The sequence below is a fragment of the Actinophytocola sp. NPDC049390 genome (genome assembly GCF_044466355.1).
Classification (GTDB): Bacteria; Actinomycetota; Actinomycetes; order Mycobacteriales; family Pseudonocardiaceae; genus Actinophytocola.
Genome location: NZ_JBITMQ010000005.1, coordinates 98,410 through 123,473 on the forward strand (window position 1 = coordinate 98,410; position 25,064 = coordinate 123,473).

20 protein-coding genes are annotated in these 25,064 nt (G+C 70.9%); 7 read left to right on the forward strand and 13 right to left on the reverse strand.

Features of this window, described 5'->3' with window-relative positions:
- The first annotated feature begins 11 nt into the window (after positions 1-11).
- The 5 genes from hutH to hutI are packed head-to-tail and all read left to right on the forward strand — an operon-like array spanning position 12 to position 6,781.
- Positions 12-1,508 (forward strand): histidine ammonia-lyase, encoded by a 1,497-nt coding sequence (gene hutH / locus ACIBVP_RS16805; RefSeq protein WP_396107032.1) that lies wholly within the window; start codon positions 12-14, stop codon positions 1,506-1,508.
- Positions 1,505-3,157, forward strand: a complete 1,653-nt coding sequence (hutU, locus tag ACIBVP_RS16810; protein ID WP_396107033.1) for a urocanate hydratase — start codon at positions 1,505-1,507, stop codon at positions 3,155-3,157. Before hutH ends, hutU begins: the two co-directional genes overlap by 4 nt.
- Positions 3,154-4,344, forward strand: coding sequence for an allantoate amidohydrolase (locus tag ACIBVP_RS16815; RefSeq protein WP_396107034.1), 1,191 nt, complete (start codon positions 3,154-3,156; stop codon positions 4,342-4,344). The genes hutU and ACIBVP_RS16815 overlap by 4 nt, the downstream gene beginning before the upstream one ends.
- The gene (locus tag ACIBVP_RS16820; RefSeq protein WP_396107035.1) at positions 4,341-5,645 is read left to right on the forward strand and encodes a formimidoylglutamate deiminase; all 1,305 of its coding nucleotides are present in this window, start codon (positions 4,341-4,343) and stop codon (positions 5,643-5,645) included. The genes ACIBVP_RS16815 and ACIBVP_RS16820 overlap by 4 nt, the downstream gene beginning before the upstream one ends.
- Entirely contained in the window at positions 5,642-6,781 is a 1,140-nt protein-coding gene (gene hutI / locus ACIBVP_RS16825) for an imidazolonepropionase (protein ID WP_396107036.1), read from the forward strand. Before ACIBVP_RS16820 ends, hutI begins: the two co-directional genes overlap by 4 nt.
- Here hutI and ACIBVP_RS16830 read toward each other — a convergent pair.
- The 3 genes from ACIBVP_RS16830 to ACIBVP_RS16840 all read right to left on the reverse strand — a co-directional run bounded on the left by ACIBVP_RS16830 (position 6,778) and on the right by ACIBVP_RS16840 (position 9,235).
- Complete coding sequence (locus ACIBVP_RS16830; protein WP_396107037.1) at positions 6,778-6,963, reverse strand: hypothetical protein; 186 nt, start codon at positions 6,961-6,963, stop codon at positions 6,778-6,780. The genes hutI and ACIBVP_RS16830 overlap by 4 nt on opposite strands.
- A 98-nt stretch (positions 6,964-7,061) precedes the next feature.
- Entirely contained in the window at positions 7,062-7,238 is a 177-nt protein-coding gene (locus ACIBVP_RS16835) for a hypothetical protein (RefSeq protein ID WP_396107038.1), read from the reverse strand.
- A gap of 17 nt (positions 7,239-7,255) precedes the next feature.
- Entirely contained in the window at positions 7,256-9,235 is a 1,980-nt protein-coding gene (locus ACIBVP_RS16840) for a glycogen debranching N-terminal domain-containing protein (protein ID WP_396107039.1), read from the reverse strand.
- A 31-nt stretch (positions 9,236-9,266) separates the two neighbouring features.
- On the opposite strand from ACIBVP_RS16840, the gene ACIBVP_RS16845 reads away from it, so the two are divergent.
- Together ACIBVP_RS16845 and ACIBVP_RS16850 are read left to right on the forward strand one after the other, a co-directional pair.
- Entirely contained in the window at positions 9,267-9,410 is a 144-nt protein-coding gene (locus tag ACIBVP_RS16845; protein ID WP_396107040.1) for a hypothetical protein, read from the forward strand.
- Positions 9,411-9,424: 14 nt separating this feature from the next.
- Positions 9,425-10,291 (forward strand): aldo/keto reductase, encoded by an 867-nt coding sequence (locus ACIBVP_RS16850; RefSeq protein WP_396107362.1) that lies wholly within the window; start codon positions 9,425-9,427, stop codon positions 10,289-10,291.
- A gap of 44 nt (positions 10,292-10,335) precedes the next feature.
- Here the strand turns inward: ACIBVP_RS16850 and ACIBVP_RS16855 are convergent, their stop codons facing one another.
- The 10 genes from ACIBVP_RS16855 to ACIBVP_RS16900 all read right to left on the reverse strand — a co-directional run bounded on the left by ACIBVP_RS16855 (position 10,336) and on the right by ACIBVP_RS16900 (position 25,063).
- Complete coding sequence (locus ACIBVP_RS16855) at positions 10,336-11,301, reverse strand: hypothetical protein (protein WP_396107041.1); 966 nt, start codon at positions 11,299-11,301, stop codon at positions 10,336-10,338.
- 11 nt (positions 11,302-11,312) lie between these two features.
- Positions 11,313-11,966, reverse strand: a complete 654-nt coding sequence (locus ACIBVP_RS16860; RefSeq protein WP_396107042.1) for a hypothetical protein — start codon at positions 11,964-11,966, stop codon at positions 11,313-11,315.
- A gap of 331 nt (positions 11,967-12,297) precedes the next feature.
- Positions 12,298-13,095 carry an inositol monophosphatase family protein gene (locus tag ACIBVP_RS16865; RefSeq protein ID WP_396107043.1) on the reverse strand — a complete coding sequence of 266 codons (798 nt, stop codon included), beginning with the start codon at positions 13,093-13,095 and terminating at the stop codon, positions 12,298-12,300.
- Positions 13,096-13,176: 81 nt separating this feature from the next.
- A complete protein-coding gene (locus ACIBVP_RS16870; protein WP_396107044.1) occupies positions 13,177-13,353 on the reverse strand; it encodes a DUF6104 family protein in 177 nt (58 codons plus the stop codon).
- 4 nt (positions 13,354-13,357) lie between these two features.
- On the reverse strand, positions 13,358-17,110 hold the full coding sequence (locus tag ACIBVP_RS16875) for a multifunctional oxoglutarate decarboxylase/oxoglutarate dehydrogenase thiamine pyrophosphate-binding subunit/dihydrolipoyllysine-residue succinyltransferase subunit (RefSeq protein WP_396107045.1): 3,753 nt from the start codon (positions 17,108-17,110) through the stop codon (positions 13,358-13,360).
- A 556-nt stretch (positions 17,111-17,666) separates the two neighbouring features.
- Entirely contained in the window at positions 17,667-18,245 is a 579-nt protein-coding gene (locus ACIBVP_RS16880; RefSeq protein WP_396107046.1) for a dihydrofolate reductase family protein, read from the reverse strand.
- A gap of 32 nt (positions 18,246-18,277) precedes the next feature.
- Positions 18,278-18,775, reverse strand: coding sequence for a polyketide cyclase (locus ACIBVP_RS16885; protein WP_396107047.1), 498 nt, complete (start codon positions 18,773-18,775; stop codon positions 18,278-18,280).
- Positions 18,776-18,948: 173 nt separating this feature from the next.
- Positions 18,949-22,734 carry an ABC transporter ATP-binding protein gene (locus ACIBVP_RS16890; RefSeq protein ID WP_396107363.1) on the reverse strand — a complete coding sequence of 1,262 codons (3,786 nt, stop codon included), beginning with the start codon at positions 22,732-22,734 and terminating at the stop codon, positions 18,949-18,951.
- Between the two features lie 95 nt (positions 22,735-22,829).
- Positions 22,830-23,732 carry an ABC transporter permease subunit gene (locus tag ACIBVP_RS16895; RefSeq protein WP_396107048.1) on the reverse strand — a complete coding sequence of 301 codons (903 nt, stop codon included), beginning with the start codon at positions 23,730-23,732 and terminating at the stop codon, positions 22,830-22,832.
- On the reverse strand, positions 23,732-25,063 hold the full coding sequence (locus ACIBVP_RS16900; RefSeq protein ID WP_396107049.1) for an ABC transporter ATP-binding protein: 1,332 nt from the start codon (positions 25,061-25,063) through the stop codon (positions 23,732-23,734). Before ACIBVP_RS16900 ends, ACIBVP_RS16895 begins: the two co-directional genes overlap by 1 nt.
- Position 25,064: the final 1 nt, after the last annotated feature.

Consider the following 25,064-nt stretch of genomic DNA (forward strand, 5'->3'; position numbering starts at 1 on the left):
AGATGGTCCCCATGGTCGTGATCGATGGCGGGCCGCTCACCCGCGAACAGGTGGTCGCCGTGGTGCGCGACCACGCGCCGGTCGAGGTCGGCGACGCCGCGCTCGCCGAGGTGACCAAGACCCGCGAGCACGTCGAACGCCTCGCCGAGGCCACCACCCCCACCTACGGCGTCTCCACCGGTTTCGGTGCGCTCGCCACCCGGCACATCCCGCTCGACCGGCGTGCCGCGCTGCAGCGGTCGCTGATCCGCTCGCACGCGGCGGGCGCCGGTGACCCGGTCGAACCCGAGGTCGTGCGCGGCCTCATGCTGCTGCGGCTGCGCACCCTCGCCACCGGCCGCACCGGCGTCCGCCCCGCGATCGTCGACACGCTGACCGGCCTGCTCAACGCGGGCATCACACCGGTCGTCCACGAGTACGGCTCGCTCGGCTGCTCCGGCGACCTCGCCCCGCTGTCGGCGGTCGCGCTCGCGTTGATGGGCGAGGGCGACGTGACCGTCGACGGCGCGGTCCACTCGGCGAAGGACGCGCTGTACGAGGCCGGGATCGCCCCGCTCGAACTGGCCGAGAAGGAAGGCCTCGCGCTCATCAACGGCACCGACGGCATGCTCGGCATGCTGGTGCTCGCCCTGCACGACCTGCACAGACTGCTCGACGTCGCGGACCTGACGGCCGCCATGTCCGTCGAGGCGCTGCTCGGCACGGACCGCGTGTTCGCGCCCGAGCTGCAGGCGCTGCGCCCGCATCCCGGCCAGGCCGTGTCGGCCGCGCGCATGACCGCGCTGCTCTCCGGGTCGGCCATCGTGGCGAGCCACCGCGGGCCGCACTGCAACCGCGTACAGGACGCCTACTCGCTGCGCTGTGCGCCGCAGGTCCACGGCGCCGCCCGCGACACCGTGGCCTACGTGGAGACCGTCGCCGACCGTGAGCTTGCCGCCGCCATCGACAACCCGGTGGTCCTGCCCGACGGCCGCGTCGAGTCGAACGGCAACTTCCACGGCGCGCCCGTCGCGTACCCGCTGGACTTCCTCGCGATCCCGGTCGCGGACGTCGCCAGCATGGCCGAACGGCGCACCGACCGGATGCTCGACGCGAACCGCAGCCACGGCCTGCCGCCGTTCCTCGCCGACGACCCCGGCGTCGACTCCGGGCACATGATCGCCCAGTACACGCAGGCCGCGATCGTCTCGGAGATGAAGCGGCTGGCGGTGCCGGCGTCGGTCGACTCGATCCCGTCGTCGGCCATGCAGGAGGACCACGTCTCGATGGGCTGGTCCGCCGCCCGCAAGCTCCGCACGTCGATCGACGGGCTCACGACCGTGCTCGCGATCGAGCTGCTCACCGCGGCCCGCGCGCTCGACCTGCGGGCCCCGCTCACCCCGGCACCCGCCACCGGCGCGGCCGTCGCCGCGTTGCGCCGTGCCGTCCCCGGGCCTGGCCCGGACCGCCACCTCGCCCCGGAGATCGCCGCCGCCGAGGCACTCATCCGATCGGGAGAACTGCCATGACCGCTGGAGCACGCCCCGTCCGCGCCGCTCGTGGGAACACGCTCTCCGCACGCAGCTGGCAGACAGAAGCCGCGCTGCGGATGTTCCACAACAACCTCGACCCCGAGGTCGCCGAACGCCCCGACGACCTCGTCGTGTACGGCGGCACCGGCAGGGCCGCCCGCAACTGGGCGTCGTTCGACGCGATCACCCGTGAGCTGACCGCGCTGCGCGAGGACGAGACGCTGCTCGTCCAGTCCGGCAAGCCGGTCGGCGTGATGCGCACGCACGAGTGGGCGCCGCGCGTGCTGATCGCGAACTCGAACCTCGTCGGCGACTGGGCGACGTGGCCGGAGTTCCGCCGCCTCGAGTCGCTCGGGCTGACCATGTACGGCCAGATGACCGCCGGGTCGTGGATCTACATCGGCACGCAGGGCATCCTGCAGGGCACGTACGAGACGTTCGCGGCCGTGGCACGCAAGCGGTTCGGCGGAACGCTGCGCGGGACGCTCACGCTGACGGCCGGTCTCGGCGGCATGGGCGGCGCGCAGCCGCTCGCCATCACGATGAACGAGGGCGTCGCGCTGTGCGTCGAGGTCGACCCGGCCCGCGCGCACCGCCGCGTCGAGACCCGTTACCTCGACGAGGTCGCCGACTCCCTCGACGACGCGATCGGCCGCGTCGAGGCCGCGAAGAAGGACGGGAGAGCGCTCTCCGTGGCCGTCATCGGCAACGCTGCCGAGGTCGTGCCCGAGCTGCTGCGCCGCGGCGTGGAGATCGACATCGTCACCGACCAGACGTCGGCCCACGACCCGCTCGCGTACCTGCCGAAGGGCGTCGCGCTCGACGACTGGTCCGACTACGCCGCCAAGAAGCCCGACGAGTTCACCGACCGCGCCCGCGACTCGATGGCCGACCACGTCGACGCCATGGTCGGGTTCATGGACGCGGGCGCCGAGGTGTTCGACTACGGCAACTCGATCCGCGGTGAGGCGAAGCTCGGCGGCAGCGACCGCGCGTTCGACTTCCCCGGGTTCGTGCCCGCCTACATCCGGCCGATGTTCTGCGAGGGCATGGGGCCGTTCCGGTGGGCCGCGCTCTCCGGCGACCCGGCCGACATCGCGGCCACCGACCGCGCGATCCTGGAACTGTTCCCGGAGAAGGAGTCCCTCGCCCGCTGGATCCGCATGGCCGGGGAAAGGGTTGCGTTCCAAGGGCTTCCGGCGCGCATCTGCTGGCTCGGCTACGGCGAGCGGCACCTCGCGGGAGAGCGCTTCAACGAGATGGTCGCGAGCGGTGAGCTGTCCGCGCCGGTCGTGATCGGCCGCGACCACCTCGACTGCGGCTCGGTCGCCTCCCCGTACCGCGAGACCGAGGCGATGGCCGACGGCTCCGACGCGATCGCCGACTGGCCGCTGCTCAACGCCATGGTCAACACGGCGTCCGGTGCGAGCTGGGTGTCGATCCACCACGGTGGCGGCGTCGGCATCGGCCGGTCGATCCACGCCGGTCAGGTAACGGTGGCCGACGGCACCCCGCTCGCCGGTGAGAAGATCGCCCGCGTGCTGACCAACGACCCGGGCATGGGCGTCATCCGCCACGTCGACGCCGGCTACGACGAGGCCCGCCACGTCGCCGTCGAGCGTGGCGTCACGGTGCCGATGCCATGACTCTCCTCGCGGCCATCGACGACGTCGGGCGCGACCGCAAGCGCGGCGGCTACTCCCGGCACGTCTTCGAACCCGCCGAGCGTCAGCTACGCGAGTGGTTCGTCGAGGAGGCGCAGCGGCGGGACATGGCCGTGCGCTGCGACCGCAACGGCAACCTGTGGGCGTGGTGGGGTGAGCCCGGCCCGGACGCGATCGTGACCGGCAGCCACCTCGACTCGGTGCCCGGCGGTGGCGCGTTCGACGGGCCGCTCGGCGTTACGTCCGCACTGGAGGCCGTGGACACGTTGCGCGCCAACGGGTTCACACCTGTCAGGCCGTTGGCGATCGTGGTGTTCGCGGAGGAGGAGGGTGGCCGGTTCGGCGTGCCGTGCCTCGGGTCGCGGCTGCTGACCGGCGCCATCGACCCGGACGCTGCCCGGCGCCTGCACGACCTGACGGGTGTCAGCTTCGCGGAGGCGGCCGTCGAGGCCGGGCTCGACCCGGCCCGCATCGGCCGCGACGACGAGGCCATCGCGAACATCGGCACGTTCGTCGAGCTGCACGTCGAGCAGGGGCGTGGCCTGATCGACCTCGGTGCGCCGGTGGGTGTGGCGTCGTCGATCCTCGCGCACGGCCGCTGGCGGTTCACGTTCACCGGCGAGGGCAACCACGCCGGTGCCACGCTGCTGGGCGACCGCCGCGACCCCATGGTGCCCGCCGCCGAGATGGTGCTGGCCGCCCGGATCGCCGCGTCCGAAGTGGACGACGCACGCGCGACCGTCGGCAGGCTGGTCCCGAACCCGGGTGGCACCAACGTCATCGCGTCCACTGTGGACGTGTGGCTGGACGCCCGTGCCGACAACGACCCTGACACCCGTCAGGTTGTCACGCGGATCCAGGAGCTGGCGACCGACGCCGCGGCGCGGGAGAACTGCGAGCTGAACGTGGTCGAGGAGTCCTACGGCGGCACGGTGGTGTTCGACGCCGGGCTGCGGGACACGGTGTCCTCGGCGCTGGGTGGCGTGCCCGCGTTGCCGACCGGCGCCGGGCACGACGCGGGCATCCTCGCCGCGCACGTGCCGACCGCGATGCTGTTCGTGCGCAACCCGACCGGGGTGTCGCACGCACCGGAGGAGCACGCCGAACCTGACGACTGTCAGGCCGGGGTGGCCGCGCTCGCGACCGTGCTCGGGCGGCTCGCCGGATGACCACGTTCTGGTGCGAGCACGCGTGGGTCGGTGGTGCGGCGCCCGGCGTGGTGGTCGAGGTCGACGACGGGCTGATCACGGCCCTGTCGCGGGCCGCGACCCCGCCCGCCGGTGCGTACGTGTTGCGGGGCATGGTGTTCCCCGGCTTCGCGAACGTCCACTCGCACGCGTTCCACCGCGCGTTGCGCGGCCGCACCCACGCCGACGGCGGCACGTTCTGGACGTGGCGACGGAGCATGTACGAGCTGGCCGCCACGCTGACACCGGACAACTACCTGAGGCTCGCCACGGCAGCCTACGCCGAGATGGTCGTCGCGGGCGTGACGGTGGTCGGCGAGTTCCACTACGTGCACCACCCGCCCGGCGGTGGCCGGTACGCGGACCCGAACGCGATGGGCGATGCGCTGGCGGAGGCCGCGCTGGCGGCCGGCCTGCGGATGACGTTGCTCGACACGTGCTACCTGACCGGCGGTATCGGCACGGCGCTGTCGCCCGAGCAGCAACGGTTCTCCGACGGCAGCGTCGACGCGTGGGCGGAACGCGCGCTGTCGCGGTCCGACCACCCCCGCACCCGTGTGGGTGCCGCGATCCACTCGGTGCGCGCGGTGCCCCGTGCGGCGATCGCCGACATCGCGTCCACCGTGGCGGGGCGGCCGCTGCACGTCCACGTCTCCGAGCAGCCCGCCGAGAACGAGGCCTGCCTGGCGGCGTACGACCTGACGCCAGTCAGGTTGCTGGCGGAGTCCGGCGCGCTGGGGCCGTCGACGACCGCCGTGCACGCCACCCACCTGACCGGGGACGACATCGCGACGCTCGGCTCGTCGCACACCGCGGTGTGCTTCTGCCCGACCACCGAGGCCGACCTCGCGGACGGCATCGGCCCGGCGCGGGAGCTGGTCGACGCTGGTGCGCCGCTCTCGCTGGGCAGCGACCAGCACGCGGTCGTCGACCCGCTGGCCGAGGCACGGGCCCTGGAACACGGGGAACGGCTGCGCACCGGCCGGCGCGGCCGGTTCACGCCCGACGAGCTGATCACCGCGCTGACGTCCGCGGGCAACGCCGCGCTGGGCTGGCCGGACGCGGGAACGATCCGCGTCGGCGCGCCCGCGGACCTGACGGCTGTCAGGCTCGACAGCGTCCGCACCGCGGGCAGCCGCCCCGAGCAGGTGCTGTACGCGGCGACGGCGGCCGACGTGCACACGGTGGTGTCGCACGGCGCGGTCGTCGCGGAGAACGGGCGCCACACGCGGCTGGGCGACGTGGGCAGGCTGCTGACCGAGACGATCGAGGAGCTGTCGTGAGTGTTCTCATCACCGGCGTCGGCGAGCTGACCACCAACGACGGGCCCGCGCTCACCGACGCCGCGCTGGTGCTCGACGGCGACCGGATCGCGTGGCTCGGCGCGGCGGCGGACGCACCCGCCGCCGACGAGCGGGTGGACGTCGAGGGGCGCGCGGTACTGCCCGGCTGGGTGGACAGCCACACGCACCTCGTGTTCGCCGGTGACCGCACGGCCGAGTTCGCCGCACGCATGTCAGGTCAGCCGTACACGGCGGGCGGGATCGCGGTGACGGTCGCGGCGACCCGCGCCGCCTCCGACGACGACCTCCGGCGGGTGCTGCGCGGGCACGTCGCCGAGGCCGTGGCCCAGGGCACCACGTGCGTGGAGACGAAGACCGGGTACGGCCTGACCGTCGCGGACGAGCTGCGTTCGGCACGCATCGCCGCCGAGGAGGCCGACGAGGTCACGTTCCTCGGCGCGCACCTCGTCCCCGCCGACATGTCCACAGAGGACTACGTCGGCCTGGTGACCGGCGAGATGCTCGACGCGGTGGCACCGCACGTGCGGTGGGCGGACGTGTTCTGCGAGACGGGCGCGTTCGACGAGGACGAGTCGCGGGCGGTGCTGACGGCGGCCAAGGCGAAGGGCCTCGGCCTGCGCGTGCACGGCAACCAGCTGGGCTACGGCCCCGGCGTGCGCCTGGCCGTCGAGTCGGGCGCGGCGAGTGTCGACCACTGCACCTACCTCACCCGGTCCGACGTGGACGCGCTGGCGCAGTCCGAGACCGTGGCGACGCTGCTGCCCGCCTGCGACCTGTCGACCCGCCAGCCGCTACCTGACGCCCGTCAGCTGGTGGACACGGGCGCGACGGTCGCGCTGGCGACGAACTGCAACCCGGGCTCGTCGTACACGTCGTCGATGGCGTTCTGCGTGGCGACGGCGGTGCTGCAGATGCGCATGTCGGTGCAGGAGGCGGTTCGCGCGGCCACGTGGGGTGGCGCGCGGGCGTTGCGGCGTGACGACGTCGGGGTGCTGCGCGTGGGGGCCCGCGCGGACGTGCAGGTGCTCGACGCGCCGTCGGTCACCCACCTGGCCTACCGGCCCGGGGTGCCGCTGACGTGGGCGGTGTGGCGGGCGGGCACGCGGGCCCGTTAGAACACGAACAGCCCGACGGCGCCGACGAGCACGACCACGAGGATCACGATCGCGACGATCATCGGCCAGTGCGCGGGCGGCCGGTAGGTCGGCACGTCCTCGTCCTCGGCGGGTGGCCGGTCGTGGGCGAACGGGTCGTCGCCGAAGATCACCGGGTCGCGTTGCGGGTCGTCGTTGGGCATGGTGTCCCTCCCCACTGGGGCGGCCTCCGGCCCCCGGTTTCCATGCTACGTCGGGGGACCGACAACGGCACGGTCCGTGGGGCCGGGTCGTCCACAGGTCAGACCAGCCAGACGACCAGGGCCACCACCAGCACGCCGATGCCGAGGCCGATGTAGATGAGCCGCCTGAACGGCAGCTCCTCACCCGTCGGGTCCAGCACGTCGCGCTTGTCGTCGGCGTGGGGGTTCTGGTCCATGGGGACCCAGTCCCGGTCTTCCTGGTCTTCTCCGGCCATGGCCGCATTCTGCACGGTCAGGACACCGTCACCGAGCCCGCCGCGTCGACCGTGACCCGCACGCGGCGGCCACCCAGGACGACGCCGTCGACGGTCAGCGGAAACCACGACGCGAACGCCGGCGAGGGCCTTACCTCACGCGCGTCAGGTGTGAGGCCGAGCGCCGCCCACACCAGCGCGAACACCGACGCCGCCGACCACGCCTGCGGCCGGCACGTCGACGGGTAGGCCACCAGCGGGCCGTCGTCGGCAGCCCAGCCGCCGTACAGCTCCGGCAGCCGGTGGTCGAAGTGGGCGCCCGCCCGCACCACGCCGGCGGCCAGCGCCGCCGCCACCTCCGGGTGGCCTTCGCGGGCCAGGCCGTCGACCGCGATCGCCGTGTCGTGCGGCCACACCGAACCCGTGTGGTAGCCGACCGGGTTGAAGTACGGGTGCGTCCCGTCGAACGTCCGCAGCCCGTACCCGCTGTCCAGCCGCCCGCTGCCCAGCCGGGACGCGACCAGCGCGGCCTCGTCACCGGTCAGCAGACCGGAGCCCAGCAGGTGCCCCATGTTCGACGCCAGGGCGTCGACCGGGCGCCCCTGTGCGTCCAGCGCCAGCGCGGGAAACGGCCCTTCCTCGTCCCGCACCCAGAACGCCTCCCGGAACCGCCCGTTCATCCGCTCCGCCCACGCCCGCGCCTCGGCCGCGCCCGGCAACCCGAACGCGTCGAGCACGGTGGCGGCGTCGAGTGCCGCGCGGTGCGCGTACGCCTGCGCCTCCGACAGTGCGACCGGCGCCTCGGCGAGGTTCCCCGCGCCGTCCTGGATGGAGTCGATCGAGTCCTTCCAGCCCTGGTTGGCGAGGCCGCGGCCCAGCTCGTCCCGGTAGGACAGGAAACCGTCGTGGGACAGCACCCAACCCAGTGCGCGGCGCAGGGGATCGAGCAGGTCCGAGACGTCGGCGCCCCACCGCCACGCGTCGTGCAGCAGCGAGATCCACAGCGGGGTCGCGTCGATGGTGCCGTAGTAGACGGGTGGCAGCCCCATGGTTTGGTCCACATCGGACGGCACGCGGCGGATCTCGTGGGCGATCTTGCCCGGCTCCTCCGCGGTCTCCGGGTCGTGTTTCGTGCCCTGCCTGCGGGCGAGCGTGCGGAGCGTGCCCATGGCGAGGTCCGTGCCGAGCGGCAGCGCGAACCGCGCCGTCCACAGCGAGTCACGGCCGAACAGCGTCAGGTACCAGGGCGCACCCGCGGCGGCGAACACGTCGTCCGGCGCGGCGGCGTCGGCCAGCAGCAGGTGGTCCAGGTCGGCGAGGCCGGTGTGGAACAGCTTCTCCAGGTCCTGGTTGACGCTGGTCAGGTTGGCCGTGGCCCGGACGTCGGCGGGCGCGGTGAACACGGCGTCGTCGCTCGCGGAGGACGCGGTCAGCGTGAGCGTCCACGTCACGCGGCTGCGCGGGGCGAGCGTGAGGCGCCAGTCGAGGCGGGCGTGCTCGTCGAGCACCACATCGTCGGGCGCGCGGTCGCTGGTCAGGCGCGTGACCCGGCTACCTGACACCCATTCGGTGAGCCCGTTCGCCCTCGTCGGGGACACCAGCGCGGGCCGCTGCCCGACGCGGAACGCCAGCACCGGCGCCAGGTCGGCGGCGAGGCGCACGCTCACGGTCGTGGTGATCTCCCGGCGCGAGTCGTTGACCAGCGCGACCGTCTCCTCGAGGGTGTCGGGCCGGGTGCGCCTGCGCCGCTCGACGCGCACCGTCGGCTCGGTGATCTCGTCGCCGAGGTGCCGGACAGCGGCGACGAACCGAAGCCCGTCCGGGCCCTCCTGCCGGTGCCCGAGCGTGACCGGCTCACGGTCGTCGACCACGACGGTCAGCTCGGCGACATGACGGACGTCAGCCACCAGCCAGCCCTGCGCGCCGTCGCGGCGGAGCTGGCCGTCCGGTGCCGACAGGACGGTGGCCGGTGCGGCCACCGCGGTGACCAGTTCGTGCAGGAAAGGCTGGTTGTGCATCTGGAGTTACTCCGGGGATAGGTTGGCTTTCATGGAGTACACACAGCTCGGCCGCAGTGGCCTCTCCGTGTCCCGGCTCGTGCTCGGCACCATGAACTTCGGTCCCGAGACGTCCGAAGAGGACGGTCACGCGATCATGGATCGCGCGCACGAGCACGGCATCATCTTCGCGTAGCTTGCGGAGCGAAAATTCGGCACAGCTTCGACACCGCCAACGTATACGGCTGGCAGAAGGGGGAGGGGATCACCGAGCAGATCATCGGCCGGTGGTTCGCCAAGGGCGGCGGCCGGCGGGAGAAGACCGTGCTGGCCACGAAGCTGTACGGCTCGATGGGGGACTGGCCCAACGAGAGGTTCCTCTCCGCGCTGAACATCCGCCGCGCGGCGGACGAGTCGCTGCGCAGGCTGCGGACCGACCACATCGACCTCTACCAGATGCACCACGTCGACCGGAACACGCCGTGGGACGAGATCTGGGAAGCGTTCTCCGTGCTGCGGCAACAGGGGAAGGCGCTGTACTTCGGGTCGTCGAACTTCGCGGGCTGGCACCTCGCGCAGGCGCAGGAGGCGGCACGCGACAGGCACTTCCTCGGCCTGGTCAGCGAGCAGTCGATCTACAACCTGATGACCCGCTGGGTGGAGCTGGAGGTGCTGCCCGCCGCGCGGCACTACGGCATCGGCGTGCTCCCGTGGTCCCCGCTGCACGGCGGCCTGCTCGGCGGTGTGCTGCGCAAGCAGCGCGAGGGCGGTGCGTCGCGGTCCGCGAGCGGCCGGTCGGCGGACGCGCTGGAGAAGTACCGCGACCGGATCGAGGCGTACGAGAAGCTGTCGGCGGACCTCGGCGCGGACCCGGCGGACCTCGGTGTGGCGTGGCTGCTGCACCAGGAGGGCGTGACGGCGCCGATCATCGGCCCGAGGACGCGGGAGCAGCTGGACGGCTCCCTGCGTGCGGTGGAGCTGAAGCTGGAGCAGGAGACGCTGGACAAGCTGGACGAGCTGTTCCCGGCCCCGGGCCCGAACGGTGCGAAGCCCGCGCCGGAGGCGTACGCCTGGTGACCGGACGACGCCCCGGGCCCGACGGACCCGGGGCGTCGCTCATCTCACGGCCCGCCGAGGTAGTTCTTCAGCCAGATGCCGTCCAGGTATTGCAGTGCCTCCATGTACACGTTGTCGTCGTTGTTGTGGGGTCGGCAGATCGGCATGATGTAGACCGAGTCCGATCCCCTCGGCATCGAGCGCGCCACCGTGCCCGTGATGATGTGGCCGCCGACGAAGGACGTGCCGCAGTTGAACCCGTTGAAGCGGTAGGACGTGCAGATGTTCGGGTACACACCGAACTGGTCGGCCCACAGGTTGATCCACGTCTTGCCGGCGATGTGCGGATCGTTCGTACTGCCGATCACGTTCGCGAAGGCCTCACGGAGGCTGAAGTGCACCGTGCCGCCCCACACGGACTCGATCGTCACCACCTCGTCCTGCGGGCCCAGTTCGGTCCCCGGCTCGTACAGGCCGTGGAAGACCCCGTCCCGGTAGACGACCAGCAACTGCCGGTAGTCGTCCGGCGAGACCTCGGGCGGTGCCGTACGGACCTGGACGACCACGCCGGGCAGGTCCTTCAGCGCGGCGATGAGGGCCTCGTTCGCGGTCCTGGCCAGCCCGCTCAGCACCTCGTCGACCCCGGTGGTCACCGGGGTACGGCAGTTCCAGTGCGGGTTCGCCATGAGATCGTCCGCCACGAACCCCGCCGACCTGGCGGCCCGGTGGTGGCAGTACTCCTCGGTGCCCGCCGGGAACGTGACGAGACGGCAGCCGTCCGCCGAGGCGAAGTCCGTACCGCAGACCGTCACGGTGTGCCGCGCCTCGTCGTAGACGTAGTCGAAGACGAGCCGTCCCACGAGCCGCCGGTTCCCGAACGCGGTGAACGTGCCGATGTCGATGTCCTCGGACTGGAACGTGTGGGCACCGTCGTCGAACGAGATCTCGACCGCCGAAGAAGTCTCGACCAGCTCGACGAACCGCGTGCGGTGACCGATGTGCGAAGCGAGCGAAATCTTGACCGAAAGCATGGGGATTCCGATCAGGACGTCGGGTCGTAGTTGTAGTTGACGACCGTGAACTTGTAGTCGTACGAGTAGTGCTCGACGCTGCCGCACGTGACGTGGGTGAACCAGTCCGCGGTCTCCGACGAGGAGTACGCGTACTGGAAGGTCGTCACCACGACGTTGAGGACCGGCATGACCGAGATGAGGCCGATGATCGTGCCGAACTCGGAGGTCACCTTGCTCTTCTTGGTCTGCACCTGGATCTTGGCCATCTCGTCGTTGAGGTAACCGAGAATGGGCGCGACATCGCCGCTCAGGCCCGCCAGGATCACGCCGAAGAACTGGGCGTTGATGCTCGCGGCGGTCCCCTCGCCGGACTCCTCGTTCTGGGCCACGGAGGTCTCGCCCATCCCCTGGATGGAGTTCATGGCGGTCGTCATCGCGGTCTGGTCCAGCAGGTAGAGGCCGTTCTCGACCTCCTGGCCGGACGTGTCGAGAACGGCCTTCTTGATCACGTTCGACATCTGGAGCGCGCTCACGAACGCCTGCGACACGGAGTCCTTCAGCGTTTGCGACCAGGAATCCTCGATGTAGGCGAACAGGAAGTCGGTGCCCGGCGCGTGGAGCCACTGACCCGAATCGGTCGTCGTCACCATGTACGTCACCTGGCGCGTCGCGACAGCAGTCATTTCTCCTCCTGGAAAGTTGTGCTCGGAATGTTTGAAGAGCTGCATCCAGGAGCATCCTCAGGAAGGTGCCCGACGCACAGGTGCAAATAGTGGGTTCAATCTTCCGGGGTGGGTGTCTCACCTGGTCAGAGCATCGGGGCGGGTGTCGTGAGAGATCGAGATAGCGGACGGTCGTCGTCGATCTTGAATCGCTGGGCCAATCAGGTGAGCGGGGTATTCAAGGGCTCGGAATACCCCGATGGCAATCATTTCTCGCCCATTGGGCTCGACTTTCGAGGTGTCCGCGACCGTCATTGTCCACGATTGTGGGGCCGCGGCCGCACGATGGGGTTCACCCCGTGAGTTTTTTGTAGTCGCGGGCGTGCGGAATTCCGTCGAGCAACGCGAGGAACTCGTCGTGGAGGACGCTGTTCGTGACCAGGACGGTGCCGTTGCCGGTCAGCAGCGGGGCGCCGGTGAGGTCGGTGACGCGCCCACCCGCCTCCGTCACGATCACCGGCAGCGGCGCCAGGTCTTCGTAGCCCATCGGGAAACCGGCCACCACCATGGCGTCCAGTTCGCCGGTGACCAGGCCGGCCATGTCGCCGACTGAGCTGAGATAGACCGTCCGGTGCAGGGTTGCCAGCAGTTCCTCCGACCAGGTGCCCGGATTGCCCATCACGGTGCGGGCACCGGTGAGCCGGGACCGGTCACCGACTCGGGCCCGGGTGACCACGTCACCGAAGGCCACCCAGCACCCGAGCCCGCGACCCGCGAAGACCGTCTTTCGCGCGATGGGCTCGTGGATGACGCCGATGGCCGGGCCCTGCTCGTCCTCGTAGGCGAGCATCGTGGCGAACAGCGGGATGCGGTGGGTGAAGTAGTAAGTACCGTCAATCGGGTCTATTACCCAGCGGCGGCCCGTCGTGCCCTTGGTTGTGCCTGCCTCCTCGCCGTAGACCTCGTCGCCGGGTGCGTGGCGGGCCAGCGCGTCGCGGATCAGTTCCTCGACCGCCAGATCCGTGGCTGTGACCTCCGTTCCGTCGGATTTGCGGGTTGCCGTCACGTCACCGGCGAAGAACCGCTGTGCGGCGAAGGCGCCCGCGCGCCGGGCGAGGTCCACCGTGAAGTCGAGGAGGCTCTGGTCCATGAACGGGGGACGTTCCCGCGGCATGGTGGGTTGCCGGGGACGAAGAAGCGCCCCGGGCGGCGGGCCCGGGGCGCTTCTACGTCACTCGTCGTCTTCGTCGTCTCTCGCCAGGTAGGTGGCCAGGCGTTCTACCGCGTTCTCGAACTCCGGGTTGGCGTCCACGAAGTCGCGCATCTTGGCGGCGAGCCAAGCGAGCGTGACCTCCTCTTCGCCCCGGCGTTCCTCCAGTTCCTCAAGGCCTCGGTCGGTGAAGTACATCGCGTCAGCTGAACGCCTTCTCGATGATCTCCCGCTGCTCGACCTCGTGCACCTTGCCCGAACCGGCGGACGGGGCGGACATCACGCGGCGCGAGACCCGCACGAGCTTCGGCAGGTCCGGGTACAGCTCGCGCAGGTGCAGGCCGTAGAACGGCCACGAACCCTGGTTCGCGGGCTCCTCCTGGCACCAGCGGACCTCGTCGACGTTCGAGTACTTCTCGAAGATGGCGCCGAGACGCTTCACCGGGACCGGGTACAGCTGCTCGAGCCGCACGATCGCGACGTCCGTGGCACCGCGGGCCTCGCGCTCGTGGGCCAGCTCGTAGTACAGCTTGCCCGACACCAGCAGCAGCTTCTGGACGTCGGCGGGGTTCGGGTTCGCCGGGTCGTCGAGGACCGCGCTGAACCTGGCCTCCTCGGTGAAGTCCTCCACCGCGGACACCGCCGCCTTGTTGCGCAGCATCGACTTCGGTGTGAACACCACCAGCGGGCGCTGCACGCCGTCGAGCGCGTGGCGGCGCAGCAGGTGGAAGTAGTTCGCCGGCGTCGACGGCACGGCCACCGTCATCGAACCCTCGGCGCACAGCTGCAGCCAGCGCTCTATACGACCCGACGTGTGGTCCGGGCCCTGGCCCTCGTGGCCGTGCGGCAGCAGCACGACGACGTCGGACCGCTGGCCCCACTTGGCCTCGGACGAGGAGATGTACTCGTCGATGACCGACTGGGCACCGTTCACGAAGTCACCGAACTGCGCCTCCCACAGCACGAGCGCGTCCGGGTTCGCCACCGAGTAGCCGTACTCGAAGCCGAGTGCCGCGTACTCCGACAGCGCCGAGTCGTACGCCAGGAATCTGCCCTGCTCCTCGGAGAGGTTCTGCAGCGGCACGTACTCCTTGCCGGTCTTGCGGTCCACGATCACCGCGTGTCGCTGCACGAACGTGCCGCGTCGCGAGTCCTGGCCCGCCAGGCGGACCATGTGGCCCTCCAGGTTCAGCGACCCGAACGCCAGCAGCTCCGCGAACGCCCAGTCGACGCCGCCCTCGCGGGCCATCTTCGCGCGGCGCTCCAGCACCGGCTTGACGCGCGGGTGCGGGGTGAAACCGTCGGGCAGCTCGATGTGCGCGTCGGCGATCCGCTCCAGCACGTCGCGGGTGATCGCGGTCGACAGCTTCGCGGGCACCTGCTGCTCGGACTCGACCGACGGGCTCGGCGCGACCGGGTGCTTCTCCAGCTCCCGGACCTCGTTGAACACGTGCTCGAGCTGCGAAGAGAAGTCCCGCAGCGCCTTCTCCGCCTCGTCGACGGAGATGTCGCCACGGCCGATCAGCGCCTCGGTGTAGGTCTTCCGGACGCTGCGCTTCGTGTCGATGATGTCGTACATCGCGGGCTGCGTCATCGAGGGGTCGTCGCCCTCGTTGTGGCCGCGGCGCCGGTAGCAGACCATGTCGATCACGACGTCCTTGTTGAACGCCTGGCGGTAGTCCATCGCCAGCTGCGCGACCCAGTAGCACGCCTCCGGGTCGTCGCCGTTCACGTGGAACACCGGCGCCTGGATCATCTTGGCCACGTCGGTCGCGTACTGCGACGACCGCGAGTGCTCCGGGGCGGTGGTGAAGCCGACCTGGTTGTTGATGATCACGTGCACGGTGCCGCCGGTGCGGTAGCCGCGCAGGAGCGCCAGGTTCAGCGTTTCGGCGACCACGCCCTGGCCTGCGAACGCCGCGTCACCGTGCAGCGCGACCGGCAGCACGGTGAAGCCGCCCTCGGAACCCTTGTCGAGCAGGTCCTGCTTGGCGCGGACGATGCCCTCCAGGACCGGGTCGACGGTCTCCAGGTGTGACGGGTTGGCGGTCAGTGTCACCTTGGTCTCGCCGTCGCCGAACATGCGGAAGTACTTGCCCTCGGCGCCGAGGTGGTACTTCACGTCGCCGGAGCCGTGCGCCTGACCGGGGTCGAGGTTGCCCTCGAACTCCTGGAAGATCTGGCTGATCGGCTTGCCGACGATGTTGGCGAGCACGTTGAGGCGGCCGCGGTGCGGCATGCCGATGACGACCTCGTCCAGCTCGTACTCGGCGGCCTTGTCGAGGATCGTGTCGAGCAGCGCGATGACCGACTCGCCGCCCTCCAGCGAGAACCGCTTCTGGCCGACGTACTTGGTCTGCAGGAACGTCTCGAACGCCTCGGCCGCGTTCAGCTTCGACAGGATGTACTTCTGCACGGCCTGCGCGGGCTTGGCGTGCGGGACCTCGACGCGCTGCTGGATCCAGCGGCGCTCGGCCGGGTCGAGGATGTAGGTGTACTCGACGCCGACGGTCCGGCAGTAGCTGTCGCGCAGCACGCCGAGCACGTCCCGCAGCTTCAGGCGCTGCTTGCCGGCGAACCCGCCGACGGGGAACTCGCGGTCCAGGTCCCACAGCGTGAGGCCGTGGGACAGGATGTCGAGGTCCTCGTGCTTGCGCTGGCGGTAGTTCAGCGGGTCGACGTCGGCCATCAGGTGGCCGCGGGTGCGGTAGGTGTCGATCAGGCCGAGCAGGCGCGCGGTCTTGTCGATCTCGCCCTCGGGGATGTCCTCGACCCAGCGCACCGGCTCGTAGGGCAGCCGCAGCGACGTGAAGATGTCGTCGTAGAAGCCGTCCTCGCCCAGCAGCAGTTGGTGCACGCGGCGCAGGAACTCGCCGGACTCGGCGCCCTGGATGATGCGGTGGTCGTAGGTCGAGGTCAGCGTGATGATCTTGCTGACGCCGAGCTCGGTCAGCGTGCGCTCGCTCGTGCCCTGGTACTGCGCCGGGTACTCCATGGCGCCGACGCCGATGATCGCGCCCTGGTTCTTGGTCAGGCGCGGCATCGAGTGGTTGGTGCCGATGGTGCCCGGGTTGGTCAGGGAGATCGTGGTGCCCGCGAAGTCCTCGGTGGTCAGCGCGCCGTTGCGGGCCTTGCGGATGATCTCCTCGTAGGCCTGCCAGAACCGCTGGAAGGTCATGCCCTCGCAGTTCTTGATGGACGCGACGACGAGCGTGCGGCCACCGTCCTTGGTGGGCAGGTCGATGGCGAGGCCGAGGTTGACGTGCTCGGGGGTGACCACGTTCGGCTTGCCGTTGACCTCGGCGTAGTGCCGGTTCATGTTCGGGTAGTCCCGCAGCGCGCGGATCAGCGCGTACCCGATGAGGTGCGTGAACGACACCTTCCCGCCGCGCGTGCGCTTCAGGTGGTTGTTGATCACGATGCGGTTGTCGAACAACAGCTTCGCGGGCACGGCGCGCACGCTGGTCGCGGTCGGGATCGTCAGCGAGACGTCCATGTTCTTCGCGATCATGGCCGCGGCGCCACGCAGCGGCTTGACCTCTTCGCCCTCGGCCTTCGCGGCGGCGGGCTTGGCCGCCGGCTTGGGCTCGGGCTTGGTCTCGGTCTTGGCGGCGGCCGGCTTCGGAGCGGGCTTGGGCTCCGGCTTCGGCTCCTGCCTCGGGGTCGCCTTCTGCTGGGCCTGCGGTTGTCCGTTCGAGGACTCGGCCTTCGTGGGGGCCGTGGGGGCAGCCTTGGGAGGTGTCGGCTTGGTGGTCTTGGCGACCGTGGCCGTCCCGGTGTTGCTCTTCGTCTCGCCCGCGGCCTTGTTCGCCACGCGCTGTGTCGGCTTGTAGTCGGCGAAGAAGTCATGCCACGCTGAGTCCACTGACGACGGGTCAGCGAGGAACTGCTCGTACATCTCTTCTACGAGCCACTCATTGGGGCCGAACTGCGACGCAGGGCTGCTGCTGGACACGGCAGGCACTCGCCTCTATCTATCTCGATCTGTTAGTGGTACGGACTGCACCCCAAGGCTAGTCCCCCGAGCGAGCCAAGTGGTGCCGACTCGGTAGAAGGACCGCAGGTCACGTCGGTGATCGAAGACCGCCCCCAGGTGCCGCCGCCGCTGATACTCGCATTGTCTCCCAGCGGGTCCGCAGCCGGTCCGCCCGCGAGAACGGCGCCGCGTTCGTCCGGTTCGGGCCGTTCGACTGTGGTGAACACCTCATGAATGACTCCTAGGAGGTGGGACAGCAGCGGCGGCGGTCACAAATGGATCGGCCGACGGTCGGTACGCAGCGCCCAGTGGTAGAGAATTTCGGTAGGTGCCAGGGCTGTATCGATCATGTGAATCGGTTGTGAGAACTGGGTTTCCGAGGTTCATGCCCCGACCGGCGGGCAGCGGGCCGCGCAGCGAGACGGGACGCTCGCCATGCAGGGCGTCGGCGCGGCCGTGGCGGGTGCCGTCGCCCAGCACACGGCCCGGTCACCGTCGCGCTGGCCCCAGGACCGCGCACGCCCGGCCGCGTGACTCAGCCGTGCCTGGTGGGCCGGTAGACGAGCTCCTGGGTGTGGCCGTCGAGCGTCCGGCTCTCGAGCAGTTCGAGGTCGAAGTCGTCGCCACCACCGAACACCGGGTCCACCCCGGTCCGCGGGCAGAGCACCGGGAACAGCGTCACGTGCACGCGGTCGACCAGCCCCGCGGCCATCAGCGCCCGGTTCAGCGACAGGCTGCCGTGCGAGCGCAGCGGCACGTCGGACTCCTCCTTGAGCCGGGTGACGATCTCGACGGGGTCGCCGCCGACGACCGTCGCGTCCGGCCAGTCGAGCGGCTCCCGCAGCGTTGACGACACGACGGTCGCCGGGAGGTCCCGCATGCGGGTGACCCACGGGTCACGGACGTCGTCCCCGTCGCTGCTCGCCGCCAGCATCGCCGCGAACGCCCGGTACGTGGTGGCCCCGAAGACCATCCGCTGCTCCTCGTCGAACAGGGCCGAGCGGCGTGCGAGCAGCTCGGGGCCCTGCTTGCCCCAGTAGCCGCCCCAGTCGCCGTCATGGGCGCCGAGGCCGTCGAGGCTGGTGAAGACGTCGAAGGTGTAGGTGGTGGCCATGCTTGCTCCTCGGGAGTGGTCGCCGGTGGCGGTCAGGCGGCGAGTTCGGCCAGGTGGTGCAGCGAGTTGACGAGGTGGTCGGGCCCGAAGGGCGGGAACTGGAGGTACTCGCGGACGGACGGCGGCACCGCGGACCAGTCGTAGGAGAGGGTGACCTCGGCCTCGGACGGGCCGAGCGGGGTCAGGTCGTACCGCCAGACCCAGCCGCCGAACTCCAGGTCGCCGTCGTCCTTCCGGTAGCCGGTCAGCCAGCCGATGGCACGCGGCCGGTCGAACACGACGACCTTGTTGACCACCTGGTAGTCACCGTTCGGGTGGTCGGCGTGGTGCATGTCCATGCGGAAGAGCTGACCCGCCCCGGTCAGCGGCGCCCGGTCGGCGGGTTCCTGCACCCAGCCGGTGCCGTCGATCGCGGCGTGGGTGGTGGGGTCCGCCAGCACGGCGAACACGGCCGAGGCGGACGCGGCGATGGTCAGGGTGGCGCTCACGGCCTCCAGGGTGGCGGCGGGCTGGGCGGTGGTGACGGACATCGTCGGCCTCCGGTGAGTGGCGACCGGCCCGTTGCCGGTCTCTCACCCTGGCTACGAACGGTCCCGACGCCGTTCGACATCACCCGCGGCAGGTTTTTTCGTTGGCGGCCACCGCCCTGCGTTGGTGGGGTCGAAGCAGGTCGTGCCGCCGAGACGGCAGGCGACCGGCGCCGCTAGCTCGCCTGTTGTGCCGGGTCCGGGGCCAGACCGTCCTCCGCGGTGCCGTGGTGCCACAGCCGTGCGTAGTGGCCGTCCAGAGCCAGCAGTTCCTCGTGTGGACCCTCCTCCACGATCCGGCCGTCGGACAGCACCAGGATCCGGTCGGCTCTGGCCGCGGTGGCCAGGCGGTGTGCGACCACGAACGTCGTGCGGGGGTGCGCCAGGCGTTCGCTCGCTGCCAGGACCACCGACTCCGTCGCCGGGTCCAGTGCCGCGGTCGCCTCGTCGAGCAGCAGGATGTCCGGGGCCACCAGTTCGGCGCGGGCCAGGGCGATCAGCTGGCGCTGCCCCGCGGACAGGCCCTGCCCGCGCTCGCCCACCTGCTGGCGGAATCCGTCCGGGAGGGTCGCCACCATCGGCAGCGCGCCGACCGACCGCACGGCCGTCTCGATGGCGGCCCGGTCACCGTTCACGCCGTCCGCCGCGCCGCCGTAGCCGACGTTGGCCGCCACGTCGCCGCTGAACAGGTGCGCCTCCTGCGGGACGACGCCCAGGTGCTGCCGGTACTCCGACGGGTCGTAGTCGCGCAGGTCCACGCCGTCCACCACGACCTGGCCCGCCGTCGGGTCGTAGAACCGGGCGATCAGCTTCACCACCGTCGACTTCCCCGCGCCCGTCGCGCCCACCAGCGCCACCGTCTCACCCGGCGCGACCGTCAGGTTCAGGTCGCTTACCGCCGGGCGGTCGGTGCCCGGGTAGCTGAACGAGACGTTCCGCAGCTCCACCGCGCCCGTCAGCTTCGGCGGGACCGGGGCCGGGCGCGCCGGGGGCTCCACCGAACTCGGGGTGCGCAGCAGGTCCGCGATCCGGCGCAGACCCACCCGTGCCTGCTGGTAGCCGTCGAACACGCTCGACAGCTGCTGCACCGGGGAGAAGAACAGGTTCAGGTACAGCATGAACGCCAGCAGCACACCCACCGACAGGTCGCCAGACGCCACCCGCCGCGCGCCCACCACCAGCACCGCCGCCTGCGCGAGGCCCGCCAGCAGCGCCACGAACGGGAAGTACGTGGCCACGTAGCGCTGGGCACGCAGCCGGGTGCGCCGGTACGTGTCGCTGCGCTGCGCGAACTCCTTCGCCGAGTGCTCCTCCCGCGTGAACGCCTGCGCCACCCGCAGCCCGGACACGTTCTCCTGCATGTCCGCGTTCACCGCGCTCACCTGCTCGCGCGCCTGCGAGTACGCGGCCGACGACAGGCGCTGGAAGATCACCGTCGCCACCACCAGGATCGGCAGCGCCGACAACGCGACCAGCGACAGCCCCGGGTCGGTGATCACCAGCGCCGCCGTGATCGTGACGATCGTCAGCAGACTCGCCAGCGCGCTCGTCAGCCCGGTCTGCAGGAACGTCGACAGCGCGTCCACGTCCGTCGTCATCCTGGTCATGATCCGGCCGGCCATCTCGCGCTCGAAGTAGTCCAGCCCGAGCCGCTGCAGGTGGGCGTAGCTGCGCACCCGCAGCAGGTACAGCAGCCGCTCACCGACCCGCGCGGTCAGCACGGTGTTGACCGCGTTGTCCGCGAAGCTCAGCACCACCAACACGGCCGCGATCGCCGTGACCACCCACAACGCGGTCGTGTTGCCGGTGACCACGCCGTTGTCGACGCCCTGCTGGATCAGCATCGGCAGCGCCATCGTCAGCACCGCGTCCGCGATCACCAGACCCGCGACCACGGCCAGCATGGTGCGCACCGGTTTCAGCAGGCGGCGTAAACGAAAGCCGGGGTCGGGGGCTCGCGGATCCTCGCCGCGCAGCACCGGCGCCTCGGTCGCGGGTGGCAGCGCGGCCACCCGCTCCAGCAGCTCCGGCGTCGGCGGGGCGCCGCTCAACGCACCCGCGATCCGGCCGCCACCGATGCCGCCCCGGCCGATCGGCGCCGTCGCCACCTCTCCCGAGCGACGGGTGCCTGCCGTCTCCTCGACCTGGTCCGGCCACAGCTGCGGCGTCCAGCCCTCCGGTCCTGGCGTCAGCGTCGCGGTGTCCCTGTTGGTCCCGTCCTCGATCTCCTCGCCGGGCCCGGCCAGCAGCGACCGGTACAGCTCGCACCGTGCGGTCAGCTCCTCGTGGGTGCCGACGTCGACGACCTTGCCCTTGTCGAGCACCGCGATCCGGTCGGCCAGCGACAGCGTCGACCTGCGGTGGGCGATCAGCAGCGTCGTGCGGTCGCGGGTGACCGAACGCAGCGTGTCGTGGATCGCGGCCTCGGTCGCCGTGTCCACCGCCGACGTCGCGTCGTCCAGCACCAGCACCCTCGGGTCGGACAGCAGCGCTCGCGCGAGCGCCACCCGCTGCCGCTGCCCGCCGGACAGCGTGAGCCCGCGTTCGCCGACCACGGTGTCGTATCCCTCCGGCAGGGCGGTGATGAACCCGTCCGCCTGCGCGGCACGCGCGGCCGCCCGCACCTCCTCGTCGGTCGCGTCCGGCCGGCCGTACCGGATGTTGGCGCGCACGGTGTCGGAGAACAGGAATGCCTCCTCGAACACCACGCCGACCGTGGACCGCAGCGACGCGAGCGTCAGCTGCCGGACGTCCACGCCCGCCACGGAGATCGAGCCCTCGTGCACGTCGTAGAAGCGGGGTAGGAGCAGCGACACCGTCGACTTCCCGGACCCGGCCGTGCCCACCAGCGCCAGCGTCTCGCCTGGCCGGACCTCCAGCGACACCCCGTCCAGCACCGGCTCGCTGCGCGTGTACCCGAAGGTGACGTCCGACAGCCGCACGTCGGCGGGACCGTCGGGTACGGCGACCGCGTCCGGCGCGTCGGTCACCGTGGGGTGCGAGTCGATCAGCTCGTACACCCGCTCGACGCCCGCCCGCGCCAGCTGCACGTTGACCAGCAGGCTCGACAGCAGCCGGGTCGGGCCGACCAGGTTCGCCACGTAGCTCGCGAACGCCAGGAACGTGCCCAGCGTGACGTCCCCGTTCAACGCCATGTACCCGCCGAGCGCCAGCACCGCGACCTGCCCCGCGGCGGGCATGGCGACGAGCGTGGCCGCGGGCCTGGACGTGAGCTTCGCCGTGCGCATCCGCTCGCCGAACAGCTGCCGCGCCGCCCTGTCGAGCCGCGCGATCTCCCTGGCCTCCTGACCGAAGCCCTTCACCACCCGCACGCCGGTGACGGTCTCCTCGACGTGCTGTGCCAGGTCGGCCGCCCTCTGCTGCGCCGACCACGACGCCGGGAACAGCACCTTCCGGCTGCGGACCGCGACCACCGCCACCACCGGCGTGACCACCAGCGCGATCAGCGTCAGGAACGGGGACAGCCACAGCATCGCGCCCAGCGCGAGCAGGGCGAACACCACCGTGCCGATCGACAGCGGCACCATCATCAGCATGCCCTGCACGACCTGCAGGTCCGTGATCGACCGGGACACCACCTGACCGGTGCGCAACGCGTCCTGCTTCGCGCCGTCGAGCCGCTGCACCGCCGCGAACACCTGCTGGCGCAGGTCGTGCTGCACGTCGAGCGCGAGCCGCCCGCCCAGGTAGCGGCGGACGAACGCGGTGCCGAACGTCGACAGTTCCATCAGCACCAGCGCGCCCACCAGCCACGCGATGCGCTCGGTGGTGCCCGCGACCGCGTCGTCGACGACGAGCTTCACCAGCACCGGCCCGGCGGCCTGGAAACCGACACCGACCACCGACGCGACGACGGAGAGCACGACGAGCCGCCGGTGCCGCCAGCAGGCGGCACTCAACCGGCGGACCCAGCCAGGGGAGGACTTCGACACGAAACCCACATTAGGCGTGACCACCGACAGTCCCGGCCGCCGAGCGACGACCGGAACGACAACGGGGCCCGCCAATGGCGGACCCCGTCGTCGGATTCACGCGATCAGGTGATGTCGCGGGTCCGGTTCCGCAGGATGCCCAGCATGAAGAAGATCGCCGTCCACACCAGGAACACCAGGCCGGACAGCCACAGCGTCAGCGCGCCAGGCGCACCGGCGATACCGCGCACGACCTGCTCGAACTCCTCGCGGCCCTCCGTGTCCACGGTGCCGCCCGCGTTCTGCACCAGGTCGATGACCTGTGCGGAGAGCACCTGGCTCGCGGTCGCGCCGGTCAGCCCGTTCGCCGAGCCGTTCGGCAGGAAGCCGGCGAGGTAGGAACCCTCCGTGAGCCCCGTCATGACGAGGTCACCGATCGGGCCGACGATCAGCGAGTAGATCAGCAGGATCACGAGCGCGCCGACCGGCGAGCCCATCAGCGCGCCGACGCCGAGACCCAGGAGCGTCCACAGCAGGCAGCCGAGGATGCCGGACAGCGCGATCATCAGCCACTGGCCCGTGTCGGGCAGGTACGAGCTCTCCGAGCCGAGCGCGGTGCCGATGCTCGCGCCCAGCGCGATCACCACGCCGTACAGCAGGCCCCAGATCACGTACGTGACGGCCTTCGCCGACAGCAGCGTGCCGCGGTTGGGCGCGGTCAGGAAGCTCGTGGTGATCGTCCGCCGTGACAGCTCGCTCGCCAGCGCCAGCGTGCCGAAGATCATCGGGAAGATCGTCGCGATGTTCATGCTGCGCGTCAGCGCGATCACCGACCAGGACAGGTCGTCGAAGGAGATGTTGAACTCCTCGATGATGTCCACGTCGGAGATGTCGCTGACGATCGACGTGATCAGCGCCGACACGCCCCACGCCCAGCCCAGCGCCAGCAGCACGGCCGGGACCATCATCGCCCACCACATCTTGGTGGTGAGGATCTTGCGGAACTCCGCCTTGATCAGGTTGCCCATCAGTTGTTGCCTCCGTCCGGGCCGCCGGAGTTCGGGTTCTGGTCATGGGTCGGTGGTGGTGGGGCGACCGGCGCCTGCACCGGCTGCGGGCCACTCGGCGGCTGCCCCCAGTCCTGCGGCGGCTGGGGCGCCTGCGGTGGTGCCGGCGGCTGGGGCGGCGCGACGGGCTGCGGCTGCTGCTGCCACCCACCCGGCGGGGTCTGCTGCGGTGGCGCGTAGCCCGGTGGCGGCTGCTGCTGGTACTGCTGCGGTGGCTGCGGCTGCTGCCAGCCACCGGGCGGCGTGCCCTGCGGCTGCTGCTGCCACCCGCCGGGCGGCGTCTGCTGCGGCGGCGCGTAGCCCTGCTGCTGGTAGCCCGGCGGCGGGCCCTGCTGGTAGCCGGGCGGGACCGGCGGCAGCTGGCCGTGGGGGACCTGGCCGGGCGCGGCGTACTGACCGCTCGTGAGCGCGAAGAAGAGCTGCTCGAGGTCGGCCCGCTCCTCCTGCATGCCGTACACGGCCACACCGGCCTGCGACGCGATGTCACCGACCTGCTGCACGGTCGCGCCGACCACGGCGAGCTTGCCGTCCGGCGTCGGCGACACCTCGGTGATCTTCATCTCCTGCAGCGCGACCGCGAGCTTCTGCGGGTCGGCCGACTGCACGAGCACCCGCGACTTCTGCGACTTCCGCAGGTCGTCGAGCATGCCGTAGTACATCGTCTGACCACGGCTGATGATCACGACCTGGTCGATCGTCTGCTCGACCTCCGCCAGCAGGTGGCTGGAGATCAGCACGGTCCTGCCGCTCTGCGCGAACGCCTTCAGGAACGTCCGCAGCCACGCGATGCCCTCGGGGTCGAGGCCGTTGGCCGGCTCGTCCAGCACCAGCACCTGCGGGTCGCCGAGCAGCGCCGTGGCCAGCGCCAGGCGCTGCTTCATGCCCAGCGAGAAGCCACCCGCCGCCCGGTTGCCCGCCTGGCCGAGACCGACCAGGTTCAGCACCTCGTCGGCGCGCTGGTCGTGCACGCCCATCGCGGCCGCGTACACGCGCAGGTGGTCCCGCGCGGTGCGGCCCGGGTGGAAGCCCTGCGCCTCGAGCACGCCGCCCACGATCCGGCCCGGGTTGCCGAGCCGGTGGAACGGCTGGCCGTTGATCGTCGCGTAGCCGGCCGTCGGCGTCACCAGGCCGAGCAGCATGCGCAGCGTGGTGGTCTTGCCTGACCCGTTCGGTCCGAGGAAGCCGGTCACCGAGCCTGGCTCCACCTGGAAACTGAGATTCTGTACCGCGGCGACCTGTCCGAAGTTCTTGCTCAGGTTCTGTACCACGATGCGGCCGCTGCCGTCCGACACG